We start from the raw sequence: 21,644 nt of genomic DNA on the forward strand, positions 1-21,644 counted from the left end.
TAAGGATGTTCTAATCTGGATAAATTGTCAGTTATACAAACCGTCTGTATTATCATTTTCCTCAGAATTCTCTACAGGCGTTTCCTCATTATTCTCATCTATATCCTCCGCAATATCCACCGTCCGTGAACCGATATCGGATGCAAGCTCTGCGGACTTCTTTTTGAGTTCAGACAGTTCTTCCTTTTTGAAATCTGCCGCTCCCTGTCGTTCGTTGTCAAGGGATATCTCGGATTCAAGAATCTTGATTCTGTTGTCTACTTTGGTCTTAACAGAGTCAAGCATATTGATATTACGTACATCGCCAGAAAGAGTCACAATGTCGGTCATATGTTCATTCTGAAGTTCTTCCCGCGTCTTGGGCTCTTTATCTGAATTCTCTTTTTCCTCCTTCTTCTCAAGCTCTCTTGTCATTGCCTGGGATATCTGCACATCAATATTCTCAAGCTGTTCGTCATAGGCCTCTAATTGAGACTTGATGGTTTCCATTGAAGAACCCTTCTCTATAGTTGAGGCAATCAGAGAATTCTTACGGTCAGTAATGTCCATTTTCTGTTTCATAAGGCTGTTAATCAAATCCATGGTTTTGCCTCTGGCAGAAAGGGTAAAAGTGTCCCTCCGCGCTTCTTCGGAGGATTCGGTAGTGCTTACACCGGCTTTGTTGGCTGCGCTTCGGTTAATTTGATATGATTGAAAAAGATTGTTAATCTGTAATGATGGTGAAAAATTTAATCTCATGTGATATTCCTCCTTACTATATTAATATATCGGAAGAAATGGCAGAAACTTTAAGAGTGTTGGGAAGTTTAGTTGACTGGATTTTAACTATTTGTTAGAATAAGCAAAGGGAAAAGTTTTGGTTTACCTAGAAACAAAAGAGTTTACAATAGATTGGAAAAGTCTGATTCAGTTAAGGAGGACGAGGGATGCAGGATTTAACGTTTGGAGAGCAGGTCAAGATTATCTTAAGCCGTAAGGATATGACGATTAAAGAGCTTGCGAAGAAGGTTGAGGCACGTACAGGGAGGAAGATGTCCCGCCAGAATCTGACGCAGAGGCTTGGACGGGATAATTTCCAGGAGAGGGATATGCGGATGATTGCAGAGATTCTGGGGTGTCCTTTTCAGTTGAATATTCTGGATGAAAGAGTGATAACCGAGAATGAGCTGCAAGGAGAGCAGAAGTCCCAGGAGGCTCTGGCAAAGGCAGAGCAAGCTGTGGAAAAAGAGACTGCAAAAGTCGTTGAAGAAGTGGCGGCAGGACAAGAGGAGACACAAAAAGAACCTGTGGCAATTACGCCGGAAGAATCAGCAGAGAAAGAGAAAGCTGAAGGTAATGTCAAGGTGCATGAGCGGGATATTACCATTGGAGAGCTGGTGGACATCCATGAGGAGTTGGATGCACTGATGGAGAAAACAACAGGGAAACCTCCGATGGGAAAGACGCCGGAGGAAAAATTAAAAGAGAATCAAAAAGACGATACGAAGGCTCAGTTCGAGGAGATTCATAAGGCTTCTTCTGATACCAGTGACGGTAAAGAGATGACAAGTGTAGAGGCTGTCAGGAAGGATGCTAAGGAAGAATATCCACAGGAGAAGCTGTTAGATCACTCCAGAGGAGGTACACAGGGGAATGTGGGAGAGCCTATACAAAAAGGCGCAAAAGAATATCCGGAAGAATATCCACAAGGGACTTTGACGGGATATAAAGAAGACTATGTCAGAGAGAATATGCCAAGTCATTCAGAAGAATATGAAGAAGCAAGGTGGACAGGCTATCCAAAGGACCATGAGACGCAAGATTTGACAGAGGGCTCGGACAAGGAAGGGATAGAAGGACTGTTACAGGAGACAGAGTCTCTGGAAAAGGCAGAGAAGAAGGAAAATGTACAGGAGGAAAAGCCCCATGGCTGGAGGGCATATCTAAAACAAAGGCTTAAGAAGCTTGGCAGAGAACAGGTACGGATAGAGAAAGAAGCCACCGATACAGGAAAAGAGCATAGTGCGGCGGTACAAGGGCCAAGGGCGGCTGAGAGTGCAAGGCCAAAGGATAATTATCAGGAAAGTGTTTATCAGGAAGATGGCTATATAATAGATGAATATGCAGGAGATATCTATACTGGAGAGGAGCATGGGAAAGATGAGTATCTGGCAGGGGAATACAGAGATTACCATTCAGAAGGAGAATATCCGGTGGAGACTTATGGAGAAGATGGACGGGAAGGAGATTATTCAGCCAGAGCCTATGTAGGAGGCTACTCGGAGATGGAGTATTCTGACGGGACATACGAAGATAGGTATCTTGCTGCCGGTTATTCTGAGGAGGCATATCAGGAGGAGATACCCAAGGAGGATGAGGAGGACAAAGGAGAGGTTAATCCATATACTGGAAAGGAATACGAGTCTAACAGTGTCCGTATGCATCCTTCACGGATTGGATATGTACAGGTATACGACAGGGCGAACCACGAGTGGACAGATATGACGGAGTGGGCATTTTTAGGATATCAGGAGCGCAAAAAGCAGCTTCTAGGAAAGGATTATGATCCGCCCATCTATCTGGATTAGGAGAGATACTGTGAATTGGGAACAATTATTGTCAACAAAGAGAAACCGTAAAAACCGCAGGCACAGAGATGGCCAAAATGTGGATTTGCGCAGTGAATTTGAGAAGGATTATCATCGCATCATAGGAAGTGCATCATTTCGGCGTTTGCAGGATAAGACGCAGGTGTTTCCTCTGGATAGGAGTGACTTTGTCCGAACAAGGCTTACCCATTCCATGGAGGTGTCCTCCTTTGCAAAGTCTCTGGGACAGAATATAGGAGAAAATATTTTAGTACATAAGAAAGATAATAGTTTCACCCCACAGATGAAGGAGGATATCTGCAATATATTACAGTGTGCGGGACTGATTCACGATATCGGGAATCCGCCTTTTGGTCATTTTGGTGAGGACGCCATCAGGGACTGGTTTCGGAGAAAACTTCCTGTTATGGAGTACCACGGGGAAACCATTGACCGAGTGCTGACTATGCAGATGAGAGAGGACTTCTATCATTTTGAAGGAAATGCCCAGGCATTGCGTCTGGTGAGCAAATTGCATTTTTTGGTGGATGAAAACGGTATGAATCTTACCTATGCACTCCTTAGTACAATCATAAAATATCCAGTGGCGTCCATTGGTATTAATGAACATTCTGAGGATATTAAGGATAAGAAGATGGGGTACTATTACGCTGACAGAGATATTTTCGAGGAGATCTCAAGGGAGACAGGAACTAACGGAAAACGACATCCTTTGACGTTTATTCTGGAGGCGGCGGACGATATTGCTTACAAGACGGCAGATATTGAGGATGCATATGTGAAGGGGTTTTTAAGCTACCATAAACTTCTTGACGAGCTGACAAGGCTTGAGGAGGCGCACCCTGATAAGGATATGGAAGGATTTTATCCAGCAAGGAGACTTCAGGATTTGTTCTTGAGCGGGAAGGAGAAGCAGGTGGAGGAGCCAGAGGAGTATGCAGTCAAGAACTGGATTGTGAGAGTTCAGGGATTTTTGATTGGCTGTGCAACTCATGGGTTTACAGAGAACTATCCTTCAATCATGGAGGGAAGTTATGGTAAGGATTTGTTTTATGGAACATCAGCAGAACCATTGATGGATTTATTAGGAAATCTGGCGTTTCGGGAGGTGTTTACCTCGGATGCCATTTACCGGATGGAGGTGGCAGAGGGGGCCATGATTGATTTCCTGATGGACATGTTCATGAATGCGGTTGTAAAATATGACGATGAGTCCCTGGAGATGGATTCTGTCAGTGAGCGTATGGTTTCATTTATTTCCAGTAATTATAAGAGGGCGTACCATTATCATGCAAGGGGGAGGTCAAAGGCCGAGAGACTGTATCTGCGGCTGCTTCTGGCAACGGATTATATTTGCGGAATGACAGACAGTTATGCGAAACGTTTATATCAGGAATTGAAGGCAATTTTATAAGGACATGGTATTTTTTCCGGTTCTGGGGAATAGATTGTGATAAAAAGACCAGGATTGGAAGTGGAGGATTGAAGCGTTTTATTCGTTATCTGTATGAATATGAACAGGGAAAAAGACTGCGTAATGTGGGATTTGTTAAAGTAGAACAGAAGGATGAGGACTGCACGCTGAATATTCATGGCAAAGGGCTGCATATGAAGGGAGAGCGTAAGCTTGAGCTGTATTTGTTCTTTGACGAAGGCGATGGATGCGTCGGAATCTGGCAGGGAACTGTGGACAATGTAAACCCAGCCATTAATTACAGGCTTTTTTATACCAAGGAGGATGTGATTGCGCCAGAGAATTTTCAGAGGATTAACGGGATTATTCTTGAGAGTGAGACGGGGCGTAAGTATGCCGCAGTCTGGAATGACGGCGTCATTGATGTGGGGCGTATGCGGGTGCTTAAGCCGGATGCCGAGGGAAAGGAAGATGTGACGGGTGAGGCTTCGGGGCAGAGGGAAGAGATACCGAGCATGGAGGTTGAAGCTAGAGAGGATTCTGTAGGTGAGGAGTTGCTGCGGCAGCAGGAGCCCGAACGGGATGAAGAAGTTCCCATGCAGGAGGAGCCGGTACAGCCTGAGATGTCCGATTTGCCAAGCCATTCGATGCAGGCGGGAATACCTGTAGGCGAGGAGTCCATAAGAGATGAACCCGTTGAGGATGAACCCGCTGAGGATGAGCCTGTCAGAGAAGAAGCTGTTGGAGAAGGAATTGTTGAAGAAATATCTAACAAAGAGAATAGGGCAGCAGAAAATATAGATGCGTTTCCAAAGTCCGGCGGCGAGATGGAATTTAGTCAGGAGTTGACGGCAGAACCCATTGGGAACATATGCGGGGACACAAGGGAACGGATGCCCAAGGAGCATCTCCGGTGTACGAAGATTCAGCGGAATGATATGGCAAGACTGCCAAGATGCGAGTGGAAATGGGCGAATAATAGTTTTCTGTTACATGGATATTATAATTACCATCATCTTGCCATTATTGATGACGGAGAGAGATACAGGCTTGGAGTGCCGGGAATCTATCATCCCCAGGAGGCGAAGGCGGCAAGCACCTTTGGGTTTACTGAATTTATTCCTCACAAGGATATGGATATGGATTTGACGGACGAAGAGAAAAGCAGTCAGGAGCAGTTTGGATATTGGTGCAGACCGATTAAGAGGATGCTGAAGACACAATGAAAAAATGCTCAATGAGACAAGACGTCGGTATGGATGGAGAGCAACATGCAGAATTTAAGTATAGACGAGAAATACATGAAAGAAGCGATTCGACAGGCAAAGAAAGCGTATGCAATCAAAGAGGTGCCCATTGGCTGCGTGATTGTGTTTGAGGATAAGATTGTAGGCAGGGGGTATAACAGGCGGACAACGGATAAGAATACATTGGCCCACGCTGAATTAATTGCGATTCGTAAAGCGAGTAAGAAGCTGGGGGACTGGCGGCTGGAGGGCTGTACAATGTATGTGACGCTGGAGCCCTGTCAGATGTGCTCAGGCGCCATTGTCCAGTCCAGAATGTCAAGGGTGGTTGTGGGCTGTATGAATCCCAAGGCGGGATGTGCGGGTTCAATACTGAATCTGCTTCAGATGGAGGAATTTAACCATCAGGTGGACCTTGAGACGGGGGTGTTGGCAGAAGACTGCAGCCAGATGATGAAAACATTTTTTTAAGGAATTAAGAGCAGCCAAAAAACAGGCAGATGACTAACGCACATCTGCCTGTTATTATTCTGTTATTTTTTTGTGCATTGCGCTTCCGAACGCAGATTCCCAGACGTTACCTTGACAGTAAACTCAGCCCAGGCACCCTCACGGCACCCGAAAGGTTCTGCTTAGTGCTGCTTCGTTCCCGACCTGACACGATTCACAGATTTCCGTCGCGTAAGACCCAAGCCTCATCGCCACTTATCAAGGGCAGCTCTACAAACCTGTGCCCTCTGCGCAATATCACCCCTGCTATAGCGGATTGCAGGTACAAGGTACCGCTAGCACCCCGGCTGCACAATAATTAATTTTACTGTATATTGTGGAAAATGTCAACGGGGTGGGAAGTGATTTTTATATTTCTGCTGGTTTTTGTTTTACTTTACGAATACTGACAATGGTGTTGATGATACACAATATGATAAACAGGCTCGTAAAGTTAATCCAGATATCCCTATATGCTGTTTTGGCTAATGGTTCCCGTAGTCCGGTGAACCAGACATATGTAAATGCCAATAATTGAGACGGCACATATGCAATGACATATCTAAGAAGCAAAGGCTTAACAGGCAAATTCGTACACAGCTCAAATGCCGCAATACCAATCAAAAGAATCATAGCCCTGTCTAATTCATGCCAATTACCGCTTGGGTCTTCATAAATGCCGTTGCCGAGATATAAAACGCTGTTCAGCAATGTTATTAACGTATATATAATTGAATAAATTGCTGCCATGTTCATCCATTTTTTCTTACTCATAATTATCTCCGATCCCATTTTCCTGTATAATTTCCTTCAATACGCCCTTAAATACCTGCGAAATCATCTTGTTGATTTCTTCTGGGGTAAATATACACATATTTGTTGCGCAAAGCACCGCTATGCCATGTGTGTAAATCCACAAGTGGCGGTATAGCTGCTCCGCCGTACTCTTGGACAAATGATATCCGTTTTGAACAGATAACAAAATGTCTTCGTAATTGTCGTCTATAATAGGCATTACATTGACGACTTTGGGGGGCTGCTCTTGCTCTGACATAAAAAGCAGTTGAAATAATTTCGGCTCTTGCATCGCAAAAACGATATATTGAGTGCCTACGCCTTTAAAGGCCAGTTCTTGTTCTAAACCTTTTCTGACATATTCGTCATAAATTGATTTTGCTGACTCTTTAACCTCTGCCTGCACCTCGTCCATACTTTGAAATACTGTGAAAATTGGTCTTGCGGAGCTCCCTAATTTTGCGCCTAATGCCCTTGCGGTCAGAGCCTCTATTCCATTCTCTCTTACAATGCTTAGGCCGGCCTGTATAATGATGTCCCGTGTAAATTTTGCTTTTGGCGGCATATAACGTTCTCCTTAATATAAAACTATTGTTTTGAAACTGATGTATTAAAACATCTGTTTTAATTATATGTGAAGTTGCTGCCTTTGTCAATAGTTTTATCTTGTGATTTGTGATTCTGTTTATTATAATCGGATTAGATAGAGTGACAAAGAGGAGGAACAGGATGAAAATTCTACTGGCGGCGATAAACGCCAAATACATACATTCCAATCTTGCCATATATAGCCTGAAAGTCTACGCGGATGCATATTTAGAGAAAGCTCTCGATTATGTAAGTCAGCAGGATATGGAGATAAATCTGGCAGAATATACAATTAACCAACCGTTTTCACATATTCTTACGGATATTTACAAGAGAAGTCCTGACATACTCTGTTTTTCCTGCTATATCTGGAGTATGGAGTATATAGAAGCTCTTGTCAGAGAACTGGCAAAATTACTGCCGTCCATGTCTATTTGGCTGGGCGGTCCGGAGGTATCTTATGATGCGGCTAAGGTTCTTGCACGTCTGCCGCAGGTAAAGGGCGTGATGAAGGGCGAGGGGGAGGAAACATTTTTACAGTTATGCCGAATATATGGCGGGCAATTTCACATCCATGGCTTGCGGGAGCTTGAGGGCATTACATATCGGGACGCTGACGGTGAAATATATGATAATCCGTGGCGTCAGGCTATCGAGCTTAGCGAGCTTCCGTTTGTATACCAGCATGTCGAGGAGTTCCAGAACAGAATCATCTATTATGAGAGTAGCAGAGGATGTCCGTTTTCCTGTAGCTATTGTTTATCCTCCATAGATAAGCGGCTTAGATTCCGCGACCTTGAGCTTGTAAAAAAAGAATTGCAGTTTTTTATTGACAGTAAAGTTTTGCAGGTGAAATTCGTGGACAGGACCTTCAACTGTAAGCACGAGCATGCAACAGCAATTTGGCGGTATATTGCAGAGCATGACAGGGGGATTACAAATTTTCACTTCGAGGTAGCGGCCGACCTTCTGAACGACGAAGAACTGAAGCTTTTGGAGGGGATGCGTCCAGGGTTAGTCCAACTGGAAATTGGGGTTCAATCCACGAATCCGGATACGATTCGGGAAATCCGAAGGACTATGGACTTTGACAGAGTCAGGAACGCTGTATCCAGAATCAAGAGGAAAGGGAATATCCATCAGCATTTGGATTTGATTGCAGGACTGCCCTTTGAGGATATCAACAGTTTTGCCAGGTCGTTTGACGATGTATATAATCTGAAGCCTGAACAGCTTCAATTAGGTTTTCTGAAGGTTCTGAAAGGCTCTTATATGGAGGAGCAGAAGGAAAACTACGGTTTGGCGTATCTGAGCCGTCCGGCTTATGAGGTGCTGTTTACAAGGTGGCTTTCTTACCAGGATGTGATACGACTGAAGGGAATCGAGGAGATGGTGGAGATCTATTATAACAGCAGGCAGTTTACCCATACTCTGGAGGAGCTGGAGAAGAAGTATCCGTCTCCTTTCATAATGTATGATAAGCTGTATGAGTTCTATGACGAGCATGATTATGGCGGGCTTTTGCACAAACGCAGTACGAGGTATGAGATTTTGCTGGAATATATAGGTGAAGCTTATCCAAAGGAGAGAGAATATTTTCGGGAGCTTTTAACCTATGATTATTATTTGCGTGAAAATGCAAAGACTCGGCCAAAGTTTGCGGGAGAGTATCGTATTGCTAAGGAGGAGGTGAGAACATTTTATGATAGAGAGGAAAGGGAACGGAATTATCTGCCCGCGTATGGGGCGTACGACAGGAATCAAATGCGTAAAATGACACATTTGGAGTATTTTGTGCAATTAGGGAAATGTGTGTTGTTTGATTATAAAGAACGGGATGCTTTGAGCCAGGATGCCAGGACTTGCGAGGTAGAGCTTTGAATGCAGTTACAGGCAGGAAACGGGTAGGGGACGCTTTCTGTATGAACTAAAAATCATTCGGGTCTTTGTGCCAAATTTAACGCATTATTATAATAATTACTGTTCGCCCATGCATGTACAGCAGCAACGCTTTGGGTGGAATAAAATAACTTGCAAAAGTGCCCCGAAGAGTATAGAATATATACCCAAAGGCATGCCCTGACGGGCTTTTGGACTGCGTCCGGCAAGGTTTGAAATACCGAAAAATTAGAAAAGAAGGTAAGCATATGAATTTTAATGATAAAAAAACAAAAAGAATTATAGCCATTGTAATTATGGTGGTCATTGTAGCCATGGTTGCTACCACAATTATCCCTTACCTGATGGGATAAGGCTAGATGAGCTGACAGGAGAATAGTATGGAGATAAAGACAGAAGCAGGTCGAGCCTTGAGTAAGAACAGTTTTGCCTGTGGTTGGTCAAAGCATATCTGTACGTATGCATTGGCTGCTGCTGTCAATGCACTGGCAGCAAAAGAAGCAGAGTGCATTGCGGCAGAGGCACAGATTTTGTTTCCGACTGGTACAGATTCTTCAGGGGCATACGCCTTGGAGAAGGCGTTTTGTAAGGTTTGCCAAGAGAGAGGGATTGAGAAGCAGGAGGTCGTAATCCGCCGTAATCCGTTATTCGGGCTGCCGGTTGTGCAGATAACCGCTATGGGGCTTGACACCGGAAACACAGTAATGCAAGAGGAAGCGCTAAGAGGCGGTCCGGGGGATGAGCTTGTCCTTGTAAAATGGATTGGTATGGAAGGTATGCTGCGCATTGCCGACGAGAAGGGGAATGAGCTTAGACAACGGTTTGCACCGGTGTTTATCAGACAGATACAATCCTGGAGGAAGGAATTATTTGCCGGAAGGGAATTGGAGATTGCGAGAAGCATGGGCGTCGTATCCATTCGCCAGATTACCGAAGGAGGAATTCTTGGTGCGCTGTGGGATTTGGCAAAGGAGACTGGCTGCGGGCTTGATCTGGACATGAAACGGATGTCCGTCCTGCAGGAGACCATAGAAGTCTGCGAGCAGTACAGGCTGAACCCTTATCAGCTAACGTCGGCAGGCAGTTTTTTAATGGCGGCTGCCGATGGGAAGGCATTGGCGGACGCGCTGTGCGAGAACCAGCTTCAGGCGTCGGTCATTGGGCGTTTGACTGCGGGAAATGACAAAATCATCCATAATGGCGAAGACGTGCGGTATCTTGACCGCCCCGCGCCAGATGAGATATATAAAATATTTTTGTAGAAAATGGAGGTAAGCAAAAATGGAAGACATGAGAAAGCAGATATTAAAATATCTGGAGAAAAACAGCAGAGCCAACCTTGGGGAATTAGCGGTTCTTCTGGATTCCAACGAGGCGGCGATTGCTAATGAGATAGCGCAGATGGAGAAGGAAAAGATTATCTGCGGGTATCATACACTGATTGATTGGGATAAGGCAGGGGAAGAACGGGTGAATGCACTGATTGAGGTCAGCGTAAAGCCCCAGAGAGACAAAGGCTTTGATAAGACAGCAGAGAGAATCTGTAACTATCCAGAGGTAACGGCAGTATACCTTACATCTGGAGGCTATGACCTAATCGTGACGGTGGAGGGCAAGACGCTGATGGAGGTTTCGCGGTTCGTGTCAGGTAAGCTGTCTCCCATCGAGGACGTAATCAGCACCACCACACATTTTATATTGAAGAAATACAAAGACCATGGAACGCTGATGTTCCACAAGAATAAATCAGAAAGGATGCCAGTGACGCCATAATGAGAGAGCCATTATCTAAAAAAATTGTAGAAATAGAACCGTCAGGAATCCGCAAATTCTTCGACATGGTGAGTGAGATGCCGGACGCGATCTCCCTTGGCGTCGGTGAACCGGATTTCGATACGCCCTGGAGAATTCGGGAGGAAGGAATCTATTCCCTTGAACGGGGAAGGACTTTCTATACGTCCAATGCGGGACTTAAGGAGTTAAAGGAAGAAATCAGCAAATATTTACAGCGGAAGATTCAAGTCAGCTATGATCCGGCAAGCGAGATTATTGTGACGGTAGGGGGAAGCGAAGGAATCGACATAGCATTTAGGGCCATGCTGGACCCAGGGGACGAGGTGCTGATTCCGCAGCCCTGTTATGTTTCCTATCTCCCATGTGCTGTGTTGGCAAATGGAGTACCGGTGGTGATTCCGCTTAAGCAGGAAAATGAGTTCAAGCTGACGGCAGAGGAGTTGGAGGCGGCAATTACGCCGAAAACCAAACTCCTTGTACTGCCGTTTCCCAACAATCCGACTGGCGCAATTATGACGAAGGAGGATTTAGAGCCGATTGCAGAGGTGGTGAAGAAGCACGACCTGTATGTACTGTCGGATGAGATTTATTCAGAACTTACTTATAAGTATGATCATGTGTCTATCGCATCTCTGCCGGAGATGAGAGACCGCACTCTGGTAATCAATGGGTTCTCCAAAGCATTTGCCATGACAGGATGGAGGCTGGGATATATTTGCGGGCAGAAGAAGATTGCGGAACAGATGCTTAAAATCCATCAGTTTGCGATTATGTGCGCTCCGACAAACAGCCAGTATGCGGCAATCGAGGGGCTTAGGAATTGTGAGGACGAGGTTCAGGAGATGCGCAGCGCATACAATCAGAGAAGGCGGTTTCTGCTTCATGAATTTAAGAAGATGAAGCTGGACTGCTTCGAGCCGTTTGGGGCGTTTTATGTATTCCCATGTATTAAAGAATTTGGTATGACGTCGGAAGAATTTGCCACAAGGCTTCTGGATGAGGAGAAGGTAGCCGCTGTGCCGGGAACTGCGTTTGGGGCGTGTGGGGAAGGGTTCCTTAGGGTGTCCTATGCCTATTCCCTGGATGACCTGCGGGAAGCAATTAACCGGCTGGGCAGGTTTGTTGAACGGCTGAGGGCACAGAGATAGCGCTTTTTGACGTCTGAGGATTGAGAGGTAGATATGCTGAATATCGTATTGCATGAGCCGGAGATTCCGGCAAATACAGGAAATATCGGGCGAACTTGTGTAGCTGTGGGGGCACGGCTGCACTTAATTGAGCCCTTGGGGTTTAAGCTTAATGAGAAGAACCTGAAGCGTGCCGGAATGGATTACTGGGATAAACTGGATGTAACTACATATATTAATTATGAAGACTTTCTTGAGCAAAACTCTGGGGCAAAGATTTACATGGCTACCACAAAAGCTCCTAAGGTCTATACAGAGGTCCGGTATGAGCCGGGCTGTTATATTATGTTTGGAAAGGAAAGCGCAGGAATACCAGAAAAGATTTTAGTGAATCATAAAGAGGAGTGTGTGCGCATACCCATGTTAGGGGACATTCGCTCACTAAACCTTGGTAATTCCGTAGCAGTCATATTGTACGAGGCGCTTAGGCAGAATGGGTTTGCTGGGATGGGGCTTGCCGGACAACTTCATGAGATGTCATGGGCTTGATATCAAAAAAGGTACAGTTGTTAGAAAATAGATAAAAATTTTTTCTTCTATGGGTTATATATGGAAAAATGGCCAGAAAAAGCCATAATATTGTGGACTTTTGGGAAATATTATATTATAATTTTTTATGATAGTAATATTTTAACTAGTGATAGTATGACTAGTAAGGATTTAGGGAGAGGTGGTGAACAGATGGTAGAAGAAACCATTAGGACCATCAAGGAGACGGAGAATGAGGCAGAAGGAATTATAAAAAAAGCAGATGCGGCATGTACCGAGATCCTTGATAATGCTAAAGCCGAAGCTGCCGAGATGGTGGGACGCGCCGAGGCAGAAGCAAAATCCGAAGCGGCAGCGGCTCTTGAAGCGGCGAAAGAAGCCGGAAGAAAGTCAGAGCAGGAGGCAATGGACAGCGTAGAGAAAGAGATTGCGACGTTGAAGAAGGATGCGCTGGCGAAAGAGTCTGAAGTGGTATCAGCAGTCATTGAAGAACTGGTATAGTTTTCGCGATCAGACACACAAGAGAATTACTGTAAAGGAGGGATGTGGCTATGGCTGTATTGCAGATGCAAAGAATTAGTATCTGCGCGCTGAAAAAAGACCGTAAGGCTATCTTAGAGAAGATCCAGTCCATGGGTGTGATTGAGATGAACCAGGTTGCTGAAGATGAAGACGGCTTCGAGAAGATGGACACCTTAGGCGCTAGACAAAGCTTCGAGAAGCAGGCTCAGGTTTCCGAACAGGCTTTAGCAGTACTTGAAGCATATGCGCCGGAGAAACGCTCTATGCTGGCAAGTTTAGAGGGCAAGAAGCTGGTTGATAAGAGAAAGTTCAACGAAATCGCTGACGGTAAGGGTGAACTAATCTCAAAGGCAAACAGGCTGGTGTCTTTGAACAAGGAGATAGCTGAAAACAAGGCAAATATTCTTAAACTGGAGAATCAGATTGAGTCGCTTCGTCCATGGCTTGCATTGGATGTGCCGATGAATTTTAAGGGCACGGACAAAGTATCCATGCTGTTAGGGACAATGCCTGGAGAGACAACGCTTGAGTCTGTGTATGGATTGGTTGCAGAGCGGGAGCCTCAGGTAGAAGCTATTGATGTAAAGATCATCAACAGCGATAAGGACGCGGCCTATCTGACCGTTTTTTGTCTTAGGGAAGAAGATACAAAGGTAGAAGATGCCTTAAGGTCCGGAGGTTTTGCCAGACCTTCGCAAGTGACAGGTAAGGTTCCTTCTGTAAAGAAAGGGAATCTGGAGGCAAAGATTAACGAACTGAATAATGAGATTACAAAGCTTGAAGAAGAAATCAAGGGCTATTCGACCGCAAGGGAAGACTTAAAGATCATCGGAGATTATTTCCGCATGAGGGCAGACAAGTACGAAGTCCTTGGAACGCTTCCTCAGTCACAGAGGACATTCGTGATTAGCGGATATGCGGCAGTGAAGGCTGTGCCGGCAGTACAGAAAGCAATAGGAGAGTCTTTTGACTGTGTGATCGATGTGGAAGAACTGAAGGAGGATGAGGAGCCGCCGGTAATCCTTGAGAACAATGGATTTTCATCAAGCGTGGAAGGCGTGCTTGGCTCATATGGATTGCCTCATAAGGGAGAATTTGACCCAACGACGATTATGTCGTTCTTCTATGTGTTCTTCTTTGGTATGATGTTATCAGATGCCGCATACGGTGCAATCATAGCGATTGCATGTTTTGTGGTGTTGAAAAAGTTCCCGCGTATGGAGGCGGGGCTTAGAAAGTCGATGAAGATGTTTATGTACTGTGGTGTATCTACACTGGTATGGGGTATCTTATTCGGCGGGTACTTTGGAAACGTTGTAGATATCGTGTCAGGAGTATTCTTTGGCAAGACGGTTACAGTGCCGGCGCTGTGGTTTATTCCGTTGAATGACCCGATGCGTCTTCTTGTATATTCTTTGGCATTCGGAGTTGTCCACCTGTTTGTGGGACTTGGGATTAAGGGATATATGGAGCTTAAGGACGGCAAGGTATTGGATTTCTTCTGCGACGTTGTGCTGTGGTTTGCGTTTTTGATTGGACTGCTCTTACTGCTGATTCCATCAGATATCTTTGCATCCATTGCACAGGCGAAGATCGTATTCCCGCCGTTTTTGAATATGCTGGCCAAAGTATTGGCAATCGGCGGTGCAGTAGGACTTCTATTGATGTCCGGACGTGAGAGTAAGAATCCGGCGCTTCGGATCGCTCTTGGCGCATATGATATTTATAATATTACAGGATGGCTAAGCGACGTGCTTTCTTACTCACGTCTGCTGGCGCTTGGGCTTGCTACGGGAGTTATCGCATCCGTAGTAAACCAGATGGGAAGTATGTTTGGTAAAGGAATCGTAGGTGTGATCGGGTTTATAGCAGTATTTATTGTGGGACACGTGCTGAACCTGGCAATCAACCTGCTTGGTGCGTATGTACACACGAACCGTCTGCAGTTCGTAGAGTTCTTCGGTAAATTCTATGAAGGCGGCGGAAAACCATTTGAACCATTCAAATCAGATACAAAATATGTAGATATTAAGGAGGAAACTTTATCATGAGTATTTGGAGTAATTTAGGACTTGTTTATGCGTTACTTGGCGCAGCAGTAGCAGTATTTCTCGCAGGAGCAGGCTCAGCAATCGGAGTAGGTGTCGCAGGTCAGGCAGCGGCAGGAGTTGTAACAGAGGACCCAAGCAAATTCGCAAAGGTTCTGATTATGCAGCTTCTTCCAGGTACACAGGGTATCTATGGTCTGCTGGTTGGATTCATTACATTGTCTAAGGTAGGACTTCTTGGCGGCGGCGCTGCTGCATTATCTCCTGAGACGGGACTTCTGATTCTTGCAGCTTGTATGCCAATCGGTATCGTAGGTCTGATTTCAGGTAAGTATCAGGGAATGACATCCGCTGCATCTATCGGTATCGTAGCTAAGAAACCAGATCAGTTCGGTAAAGCTATGCTGTTTCCGGCGATGGTTGAGACATACGCGATCCTTGCACTTCTGATCTCTATCCTGGCTGTAAATGCAGTACAGATTTAATTATTATAATAGGAAGATAGAATTACAGAAATGAAATAAGAAAAGGAGAGCTTAAAGCTATGGCTGGATTAGATAAGATGAAAAGTCAGATCCTGAATGAAGCGAGGGCATCCGCTGACGCAAAGACAGCGAAGGCTAATGCCGAGGCAGAAGATATTCTAAGTACAGCGAAGGCCGAGGCAGAGCAGAGACGAAGCAGCATCTCCCAGAAATCAGCAGCAGAAGTGGCTAATTATAAGGAACGTGTTGTATCTTCTATTGACCTGCAGCACAGAACGAAGATTCTTGGAGCAAAGCAGGAGCTGATCGCCACGGTTCTTGATAAGGCGTATGAGACGGTTACCAACCTGGACGATAAGGAATATTTCGAGCTGATCCTTAAGCTGGTGGGCAAGTATGCATTGCCTCAGGAGGGAGAGATCTTCTTTGGGGCGGCTGATCTTAAGAGGATGCCGACAGGATTTGAGCAGGATGCCCAGGAGAAGGCAGTGGCAAACGGCGGCAGTCTCAAGGTATCCAGAAATGGAAAGAATATTGAGAATGGTTTCGTCCTTGTATATGGCGGTGTTGAAGAAAACTGCACATTGAGGGCAATATTTGATGCAAAGAGAGATGAATTGTCAGATAAGGTTCATCGCATGTTATTTTCGTAGGAGGCGCTGATGAGTGAACAATATACCTACGCGGTTGCGCGCATACGTGCTTTAGAGGTGTCTCTGTTCTCGAATGCTGTTATAGACCAGTTGATTGCGTGCCAGGACTACGGGCAGTGTCTTCAGTTTTTGGAGGAACGCGGATGGGGTGACAGCGAGACATCGGGAAATGCGGAGGCGATACTGACAAGGGAAGAGGAAAAGATCTGGGAGGTTGTAAAGGAGTTGTCCATTGATATGGAAAATTTTGCAGTCCTTTCTTATCCAAAGCTTTTCCATAACCTGAAAGCCGCAATCAAGGAAGTGTGCACCAGTGAAAATGGACGCCATATCTTCTATGATGATGTAGAGATTTCCGGAAAAGAGATGGTAGAGATCATCGAGGAAAAGAACTTCGGGAAGCTTCCTGCTAGTATGCAGCATGCGGCGGAAGAAGCGTACGAGGCGCTTCTTCACACCAGGGATGGGCAGTTGTGCGATGTGATCATCGATAAGGCAGCGCTTGATGCGGTCTATGCGGCCGGAAAAGCAGCAAAAGCGCCGATTATCCGCGATTATGCGGAGTCCACGGTAGCAGTTGCCAACATCAAGATTGCCGTTCGTTCACAGAAAACCGCGAAATCAATAGAATTCATGAAACGGGCGATGGCTGAATGCAGCAGTATCAGCGTGGATCAGTTATCCAAGGCGGCGCTTAGCGGTCAGGATGCGATCAGGGAGTATCTGAACGGAACCGCTTATGCGGAAGGGGCAGAGGCCCTTGCCGATTCTCCGTCAGCATTTGAGCGTTGGTGCGACAACCGCATTATCCAGACAATCAGTCCGCAGAAATATAATGCATTTACCATAGGGCCAGTGGTGGCATATGTAATTGCAAGACAGAATGAGATTAAAACGGTACGAATCATACTTTCCGGCAAATTAAATGATTTGCCTGATGATTCAATCCGAGAAAGGGTAAGGGAGATGTATGTATAGGATTGCAGTATTGGGCGACTATGATAGTATCTATGGCTTCGCGACGCTGGGTCTTGACACATTCCCAGTAAGTACCCGTGAAGAAGCGGCAGAGAAGCTTTCACGGCTTGCCTCCGGTAAATATGGAGTGATCTATATTACGGAGAAATGGGCTGCAGAGCTGAAACATGAGATTTCAAGATATCAGGAGCAGATTACTCCGGCGATTATCCAGATTCCAGGTATTGCAGGCAATACCGGCGCTGGAGTGGCAGGAGTCAAGAAGTCGGTGGAGATTGCCGTTGGCTCGGATATCGTATTTTCACAACAGTAAACTAAGAAAGAGGTGATTCGTTCCAATGAGTAGTACAGGTACGATTAAAAAAGTAGCAGGACCGCTTGTCATCGCATCCGGTATGCGTGATGCGAACATGTCTGACGTTGTACGTGTCAGCGAGCGGCGTCTGATTGGAGAGATCATCGAGATGCATGGAGATGAGGCATCCATCCAGGTATACGAGGAGACATCAGGTCTTGGACCTGGCGAGCCGGTAGAATCTACGGGCGCGCCTATGTCCGTTGAACTGGGACCTGGCCTTATCACAAGTATTTATGACGGAATTCAGCGTCCTCTTGATGATATTATGAAGATTTCAGGAAATAACCTTCAGCGTGGTGTTGAGGTTGCTTCCCTGAAAAGAGATAAAAAATGGGCATTTGTTCCGGTGGCAAAAGTCGGAGACGAAGTGGAAGCCGGTGACGTACTGGGTACAGTACAGGAGACTCAGGTAGTAGAGCAGAAGATTATGGTTCCCTACGGAGTAACCGGTAAGGTAAAAGAGATTAAGTCCGGAGAATTCACAGTCGAGGAGGTTGTAGCTGTAGTTGCCACAAAGGATGGCGACAAAGAGCTTACCATGATGCAGAGATGGCCGGTTCGTAAAGGACGTCCCTATGTAAAGAAGCTTCCTCTGGATGCACCATTGGTTACTGGACAGAGAGTTGTAGATATGTTCTTCCCAATCGCAAAGGGTGGTGTTGCAGCCGTTCCGGGGCCATTCGGAAGTGGTAAGACAGTTATCCAGCATCAGCTTGCGAAGTGGGCTGAGGCTGACATCGTAGTATATATTGGCTGCGGCGAGCGTGGAAATGAGATGACGGACGTTTTGAACGAGTTCCCTGAGCTGAAAGACCCGAAGACGGGCCGTTCCCTGATGGAGAGAACTGTTCTGATTGCAAATACATCCGATATGCCTTTCGCAGCTCGTGAGGCATCTATCTATACAGGTATCACGATTGCAGAGTATTTCCGTGACATGGGATATTCCGTAGCGTTAATGGCTGACTCCACGTCACGTTGGGCAGAGGCTCTCCGTGAGATGTCCGGACGTCTGGAGGAGATGCCTGGTGAGGAAGGTTATCCTGCATACCTTGGTTCACGTCTTGCTGAGTTCTACGAGAGAGCCGGACGTGTAGTATCCCTTGGTAAAGATGCAAGAGAAGGCGCGCTGTCTGTAATCGGCGCCGTATCCCCTCCGGGTGGTGATACCTCTGAGCCTGTATCCCAGGCAACCCTTCGTATCGTTAAGGTCTTCTGGGGTCTGGATGCTGCACTGGCGTACAAGAGACATTTCCCAGCAATCAACTGGCTGACCAGCTACTCTCTGTATTTGGATAATATGCAGGGATGGTTCAACGGAACGGTATCTGAGGATTGGATGGAAGGACGCCAGAAGATGATGAGCCTTCTGACAGAAGAAGCGGCATTGGAAGAAATCGTACAGATGGTAGGTATGGACGCGCTGTCACCTGGAGATCGTCTGAAGATGGAAGCTGCCCGCTCTATCCGTGAGGACTTCCTGCATCAGAACTCTTTCCATGAGGTAGATACCTATACACCTCTTAGGAAGCAGTATCTGATGATGAAGCTGGTTCTTGCATTCTACGAGCAGGCGACAGAGGCTCTTTCAAAAGGCGCATCCATGAAGGTTCTCCTTGGAATGGACGTTAGAGAGCGTATCGGCCGTTATAAATATACGACGGCAGAGAATATCGAGGCAGAATACGAGAAGATTATGAATGAATTAAGCGCAGAGGTTGCAGGTGCGTTTGGGAAGGAGGACTTCTAATTATGCCAAAAGAGTATAGAACCATACAGGAAGTTGCCGGACCGCTTATGATGGTAAAGGGCGTAGAAGGCGTCGCATTCGACGAGCTTGGAGAGATTGAGCTTGCCAGCGGCGAGAAGCGTCGTTGTAAGGTACTGGAAGTAGATGGAAGTGAAGTTGTCGTACAGCTCTATGAGAATGCTGCTGGTATCAACTTAAGTAACAGTAAAGTACGTTTCCTTGGACGAAGCATGGAGTTGGGCGTATCTGGCGATATGCTTGGGCGTGTATTCGACGGACTTGGACGTCCGATTGACGACGGACCGGAGATTTTGCCTGAGGAGAGACGGGATATTAACGGTCTGCCTATGAATCCGGCGGCTCGTGTATACCCTGAGGAGTTTATCCAGACAGGTGTTTCTGCTATTGATGGACTGAATACTTTGGTACGTGGACAGAAGCTGCCTATTTTCTCCTGTTCAGGTCTGCCGCACTCACAGCTTGCGGCTCAGATTGCAAGACAGGCGAAGGTTCGCGGAACAGACGAGAATTTCGCCGTTGTATTCGCTGCCATGGGTATTACCTTCGAGGAGTCCAACTACTTTATCGAGTCCTTTAAGGAGACAGGCGCTATTGACAGAACTGTTCTGTTCATCAATCTGGCGAATGACCCGGCGGTAGAGCGTATCTCTACTCCTCGTATGGCGCTGACCGCAGCAGAGTACCTTGCTTTCGAGAAGGATATGCATGTACTGGTTATCCTGACTGATATTACAAACTATGCGGACGCTCTCCGTGAGATTTCCGCTGCTAAGAAAGAGGTGCCTGGCCGTCGTGGATATCCTGGATATATGTACACCGACCTTGCAACCATGTATGAGAGAGCCGGACGTCAGAGAGGAAAGAACGGTAGTATCACCATGATTCCGATTCTGACCATGCCGGAGGATGATAAGACACATCCAATTCCTGACCTTACAGGCTACATCACAGAGGGACAGGTAATCTTAAGCCGTGAGCTGTATCGTAAGGGCTTACAGCCGCCAATCGACGTACTGCCTTCACTTTCACGTCTGAAAGATAAAGGTATCGGCGAGGGCAAGACAAGGGCAGACCATGCCAATACTATGAACCAGTTGTTTGCAGCTTACTCTCGTGGTAAGGATGCGAAAGAGCTTATGACCATCCTTGGTGAAGCGGCTCTGACGGAGATTGACCTTAAGTATGCGGAATTCGCTGAAGCGTTTGAGAAAGAGTATGTATCTCAGGGATATACCAATGACAGGTCTATTGAAGAAACTCTGACGATTGGCTGGAAGCTTTTGTCCATGCTGCCAAGGGCAGAGCTGAAACGTATCGACGACAAGTTCTTAGATGAGTATTATGGTAAGCAGTAAGCCATGCGCATCTGTGTAAAAACATACATGTATGCTTGCATACAAATGGCTGTTTTTATGCAGATGCATAGGGCAAGGCCCGCAGCGAGAAGAAGCGAAGCAAAATCGAGCTGCAAAGGCTTTTAGCTGCAAATATAAGGAGGCATATAAATGGCATCTAAACAGATAACTCCTACCCGTATGGAGTTGACGAAGACCAAGAGGAAGCTCGTCACAGCCAGAAGGGGCCACAAACTCCTGAAGGATAAACGTGATGAGCTGATGCGTCAATTCCTGGATCTGGTTAAGGAGAACATGGCGCTTCGCCAGAAAGTAGAAGCCGGAATCCTCTCTGCGAATAAGAACTTTGTCATTGCCAAAGCCGGTATGGACGAGGCGACACTGAATACAGCACTTATGACACCGAAGCAGGAAGTCAATCTTGAGGTGGGACAGAAAAACGTCATGAGCGTTAATATTCCTGTCTTTGAGACAAAGACAAGGACTGCGGATGCGAACGATATTTATTCTTATGGTTTCGCATTTACATCCAGTGATTTGGATGGTGCCGTAAAATCTCTGGCAGATATCCTGCCGGATATGCTGAAACTTGCGGAGACAGAGAAAGCGTGTCAGCTTATGGCGGCTGAGATTGAGAAGACCAGACGCCGTGTAAATGCGTTAGAGCACGTAACAATTCCGGATGCTCAGGCAACAATCAAGTATATCACAATGAAGTTGGATGAGAATGAGAGAAGCTCACAGATTCGTCTGATGAAAGTGAAAGATATGATGCTGGAGGAAGCGCATCATTATAGTGAGAAAGAATAGTCTGAAATGCTCTGGTCCTGTATGGGATCGGGGCATTTTCTGTTCTATTTATAACGTGATTAATACTGTATCTTTTGTACTTTTATTATTTTATCATACCTTGCTGGACGAAGTCCACCCACCCGAAGGGTATGCTTTACGGTGTGCCCTTGGGTATACATTAATGGACGAAGT

The 21,644-nt window shown here is 46.0% G+C and carries 20 protein-coding genes, 1 other RNA gene and 1 pseudogene; 18 read left to right on the top strand and 4 right to left on the bottom strand.

Going from position 1 to position 21,644, the window contains the following annotated elements:
- Positions 1–27: 27 nt before the first annotated feature.
- On the bottom strand, positions 28–738 hold the full coding sequence (locus GN277_RS02780; protein ID WP_159749641.1) for a hypothetical protein: 711 nt from the start codon (positions 736–738) through the stop codon (positions 28–30).
- A gap of 188 nt (positions 739–926) precedes the next feature.
- Here GN277_RS02780 and GN277_RS29740 point away from each other — a divergent pair, with 188 nt between their 5' ends.
- The 4 genes and pseudogenes from GN277_RS29740 to tadA all read left to right on the top strand — a co-directional run bounded on the left by GN277_RS29740 (position 927) and on the right by tadA (position 5,757).
- Positions 927–2,567: a hypothetical protein gene (locus tag GN277_RS29740; protein WP_244324567.1), complete on the top strand. Its 1,641-nt coding sequence runs from the start codon at positions 927–929 to the stop codon at positions 2,565–2,567.
- Positions 2,568–2,577: 10 nt separating this feature from the next.
- A complete protein-coding gene (locus GN277_RS02795; RefSeq protein WP_159749643.1) occupies positions 2,578–4,002 on the top strand; it encodes a deoxyguanosinetriphosphate triphosphohydrolase in 1,425 nt (474 codons plus the stop codon).
- A gap of 68 nt (positions 4,003–4,070) precedes the next feature.
- Positions 4,071–5,228 (top strand): DUF6128 domain-containing protein, encoded by a 1,158-nt coding sequence (locus tag GN277_RS02800; RefSeq protein WP_159749645.1) that lies wholly within the window; start codon positions 4,071–4,073, stop codon positions 5,226–5,228.
- Positions 5,229–5,273: 45 nt separating this feature from the next.
- Positions 5,274–5,757, top strand: a pseudogene (tadA, locus tag GN277_RS02805) (tRNA adenosine(34) deaminase TadA).
- Positions 5,758–5,790: 33 nt separating this feature from the next.
- Here the strand turns inward: tadA and ffs are convergent.
- From ffs to GN277_RS02820, 3 genes are all read right to left on the bottom strand, one after another.
- An RNA gene (gene ffs / locus GN277_RS02810) (signal recognition particle sRNA large type) lies at positions 5,791–6,054 on the bottom strand.
- A gap of 53 nt (positions 6,055–6,107) precedes the next feature.
- A complete protein-coding gene (locus GN277_RS02815; RefSeq protein ID WP_159749649.1) occupies positions 6,108–6,512 on the bottom strand; it encodes a DUF6608 family protein in 405 nt (134 codons plus the stop codon).
- A complete protein-coding gene (locus GN277_RS02820; RefSeq protein ID WP_159749651.1) occupies positions 6,505–7,098 on the bottom strand; it encodes a TetR/AcrR family transcriptional regulator in 594 nt (197 codons plus the stop codon). The genes GN277_RS02815 and GN277_RS02820 overlap by 8 nt, the downstream gene beginning before the upstream one ends.
- Positions 7,099–7,262: 164 nt before the next feature.
- Between GN277_RS02820 and GN277_RS02825 the strand changes: the two genes are divergently transcribed.
- The 14 genes from GN277_RS02825 to GN277_RS02890 all read left to right on the top strand — a co-directional run bounded on the left by GN277_RS02825 (position 7,263) and on the right by GN277_RS02890 (position 21,470).
- A complete protein-coding gene (locus GN277_RS02825; protein ID WP_159749653.1) occupies positions 7,263–9,002 on the top strand; it encodes a B12-binding domain-containing radical SAM protein in 1,740 nt (579 codons plus the stop codon).
- Positions 9,003–9,400: 398 nt separating this feature from the next.
- Positions 9,401–10,282 carry an AIR synthase-related protein gene (locus GN277_RS02830; protein WP_159749655.1) on the top strand — a complete coding sequence of 294 codons (882 nt, stop codon included), beginning with the start codon at positions 9,401–9,403 and terminating at the stop codon, positions 10,280–10,282.
- A gap of 28 nt (positions 10,283–10,310) precedes the next feature.
- A complete protein-coding gene (locus GN277_RS02835) occupies positions 10,311–10,793 on the top strand; it encodes an Lrp/AsnC family transcriptional regulator (RefSeq protein ID WP_159756309.1) in 483 nt (160 codons plus the stop codon).
- Positions 10,793–11,962 (top strand): aminotransferase class I/II-fold pyridoxal phosphate-dependent enzyme, encoded by a 1,170-nt coding sequence (locus GN277_RS02840; RefSeq protein WP_159749657.1) that lies wholly within the window; start codon positions 10,793–10,795, stop codon positions 11,960–11,962. Before GN277_RS02835 ends, GN277_RS02840 begins: the two co-directional genes overlap by 1 nt.
- 33 nt (positions 11,963–11,995) lie before the next feature.
- Positions 11,996–12,490, top strand: a complete 495-nt coding sequence (locus tag GN277_RS02845; RefSeq protein WP_159749659.1) for a tRNA (cytidine(34)-2'-O)-methyltransferase — start codon at positions 11,996–11,998, stop codon at positions 12,488–12,490.
- Positions 12,491–12,682: 192 nt separating this feature from the next.
- Positions 12,683–12,991 (top strand): hypothetical protein, encoded by a 309-nt coding sequence (locus GN277_RS02850; RefSeq protein ID WP_159749661.1) that lies wholly within the window; start codon positions 12,683–12,685, stop codon positions 12,989–12,991.
- A 50-nt stretch (positions 12,992–13,041) separates the two neighbouring features.
- The gene (locus GN277_RS02855; RefSeq protein WP_159749663.1) at positions 13,042–15,063 is read left to right on the top strand and encodes a V-type ATP synthase subunit I; all 2,022 of its coding nucleotides are present in this window, start codon (positions 13,042–13,044) and stop codon (positions 15,061–15,063) included.
- The gene (locus tag GN277_RS02860; RefSeq protein WP_159749665.1) at positions 15,060–15,545 is read left to right on the top strand and encodes a V-type ATP synthase subunit K; all 486 of its coding nucleotides are present in this window, start codon (positions 15,060–15,062) and stop codon (positions 15,543–15,545) included. Before GN277_RS02855 ends, GN277_RS02860 begins: the two co-directional genes overlap by 4 nt.
- 59 nt (positions 15,546–15,604) lie before the next feature.
- Positions 15,605–16,198: a V-type ATP synthase subunit E gene (locus tag GN277_RS02865; RefSeq protein ID WP_159749667.1), complete on the top strand. Its 594-nt coding sequence runs from the start codon at positions 15,605–15,607 to the stop codon at positions 16,196–16,198.
- 9 nt (positions 16,199–16,207) lie between these two features.
- Positions 16,208–17,176 carry a V0D/AC39 family V-type ATPase subunit gene (locus GN277_RS02870; RefSeq protein WP_159749669.1) on the top strand — a complete coding sequence of 323 codons (969 nt, stop codon included), beginning with the start codon at positions 16,208–16,210 and terminating at the stop codon, positions 17,174–17,176.
- Positions 17,169–17,489 carry a V-type ATP synthase subunit F gene (locus GN277_RS02875; RefSeq protein WP_159749671.1) on the top strand — a complete coding sequence of 107 codons (321 nt, stop codon included), beginning with the start codon at positions 17,169–17,171 and terminating at the stop codon, positions 17,487–17,489. Before GN277_RS02870 ends, GN277_RS02875 begins: the two co-directional genes overlap by 8 nt.
- A gap of 25 nt (positions 17,490–17,514) precedes the next feature.
- The gene (locus tag GN277_RS02880) at positions 17,515–19,284 is read left to right on the top strand and encodes a V-type ATP synthase subunit A (protein WP_159749673.1); all 1,770 of its coding nucleotides are present in this window, start codon (positions 17,515–17,517) and stop codon (positions 19,282–19,284) included.
- 2 nt (positions 19,285–19,286) lie between these two features.
- Complete coding sequence (locus tag GN277_RS02885; RefSeq protein ID WP_159749675.1) at positions 19,287–20,660, top strand: V-type ATP synthase subunit B; 1,374 nt, start codon at positions 19,287–19,289, stop codon at positions 20,658–20,660.
- 150 nt (positions 20,661–20,810) lie between these two features.
- Positions 20,811–21,470, top strand: coding sequence for a V-type ATP synthase subunit D (locus GN277_RS02890; protein WP_159749677.1), 660 nt, complete (start codon positions 20,811–20,813; stop codon positions 21,468–21,470).
- Positions 21,471–21,644: the final 174 nt, after the last annotated feature.

Origin of the sequence: Sporofaciens musculi, from assembly GCF_009830285.1 — a bacterium.
Lineage (GTDB): Bacteria > Bacillota > Clostridia > Lachnospirales > Lachnospiraceae > Sporofaciens > Sporofaciens musculi.

Excerpts from the sequence above, each read along its gene's own strand:
- GN277_RS02780 (WP_159749641.1), bottom strand. The coding sequence starts at position 738 with ATGAGATTAAATTTTTCACCATCATTACAGATTAACAATCTTTTTCAA.
- GN277_RS29740 (WP_244324567.1), top strand. The coding sequence starts at position 927 with ATGCAGGATTTAACGTTTGGAGAGCAGGTCAAGATTATCTTAAGCCGT.
- GN277_RS02815 (WP_159749649.1), bottom strand. The coding sequence starts at position 6,512 with ATGAGTAAGAAAAAATGGATGAACATGGCAGCAATTTATTCAATTATA.
- GN277_RS02820 (WP_159749651.1), bottom strand. The coding sequence starts at position 7,098 with ATGCCGCCAAAAGCAAAATTTACACGGGACATCATTATACAGGCCGGC.
- GN277_RS02825 (WP_159749653.1), top strand. The coding sequence starts at position 7,263 with ATGAAAATTCTACTGGCGGCGATAAACGCCAAATACATACATTCCAAT.
- GN277_RS02830 (WP_159749655.1), top strand. The coding sequence starts at position 9,401 with ATGGAGATAAAGACAGAAGCAGGTCGAGCCTTGAGTAAGAACAGTTTT.
- GN277_RS02835 (WP_159756309.1), top strand. The coding sequence starts at position 10,311 with ATGAGAAAGCAGATATTAAAATATCTGGAGAAAAACAGCAGAGCCAAC.
- GN277_RS02840 (WP_159749657.1), top strand. The coding sequence starts at position 10,793 with ATGAGAGAGCCATTATCTAAAAAAATTGTAGAAATAGAACCGTCAGGA.
- GN277_RS02845 (WP_159749659.1), top strand. The coding sequence starts at position 11,996 with ATGCTGAATATCGTATTGCATGAGCCGGAGATTCCGGCAAATACAGGA.
- GN277_RS02850 (WP_159749661.1), top strand. The coding sequence starts at position 12,683 with ATGGTAGAAGAAACCATTAGGACCATCAAGGAGACGGAGAATGAGGCA.
- GN277_RS02855 (WP_159749663.1), top strand. The coding sequence starts at position 13,042 with ATGGCTGTATTGCAGATGCAAAGAATTAGTATCTGCGCGCTGAAAAAA.
- GN277_RS02860 (WP_159749665.1), top strand. The coding sequence starts at position 15,060 with ATGAGTATTTGGAGTAATTTAGGACTTGTTTATGCGTTACTTGGCGCA.
- GN277_RS02865 (WP_159749667.1), top strand. The coding sequence starts at position 15,605 with ATGGCTGGATTAGATAAGATGAAAAGTCAGATCCTGAATGAAGCGAGG.
- GN277_RS02870 (WP_159749669.1), top strand. The coding sequence starts at position 16,208 with ATGAGTGAACAATATACCTACGCGGTTGCGCGCATACGTGCTTTAGAG.
- GN277_RS02875 (WP_159749671.1), top strand. The coding sequence starts at position 17,169 with ATGTATAGGATTGCAGTATTGGGCGACTATGATAGTATCTATGGCTTC.
- GN277_RS02880 (WP_159749673.1), top strand. The coding sequence starts at position 17,515 with ATGAGTAGTACAGGTACGATTAAAAAAGTAGCAGGACCGCTTGTCATC.
- GN277_RS02885 (WP_159749675.1), top strand. The coding sequence starts at position 19,287 with ATGCCAAAAGAGTATAGAACCATACAGGAAGTTGCCGGACCGCTTATG.
- GN277_RS02890 (WP_159749677.1), top strand. The coding sequence starts at position 20,811 with ATGGCATCTAAACAGATAACTCCTACCCGTATGGAGTTGACGAAGACC.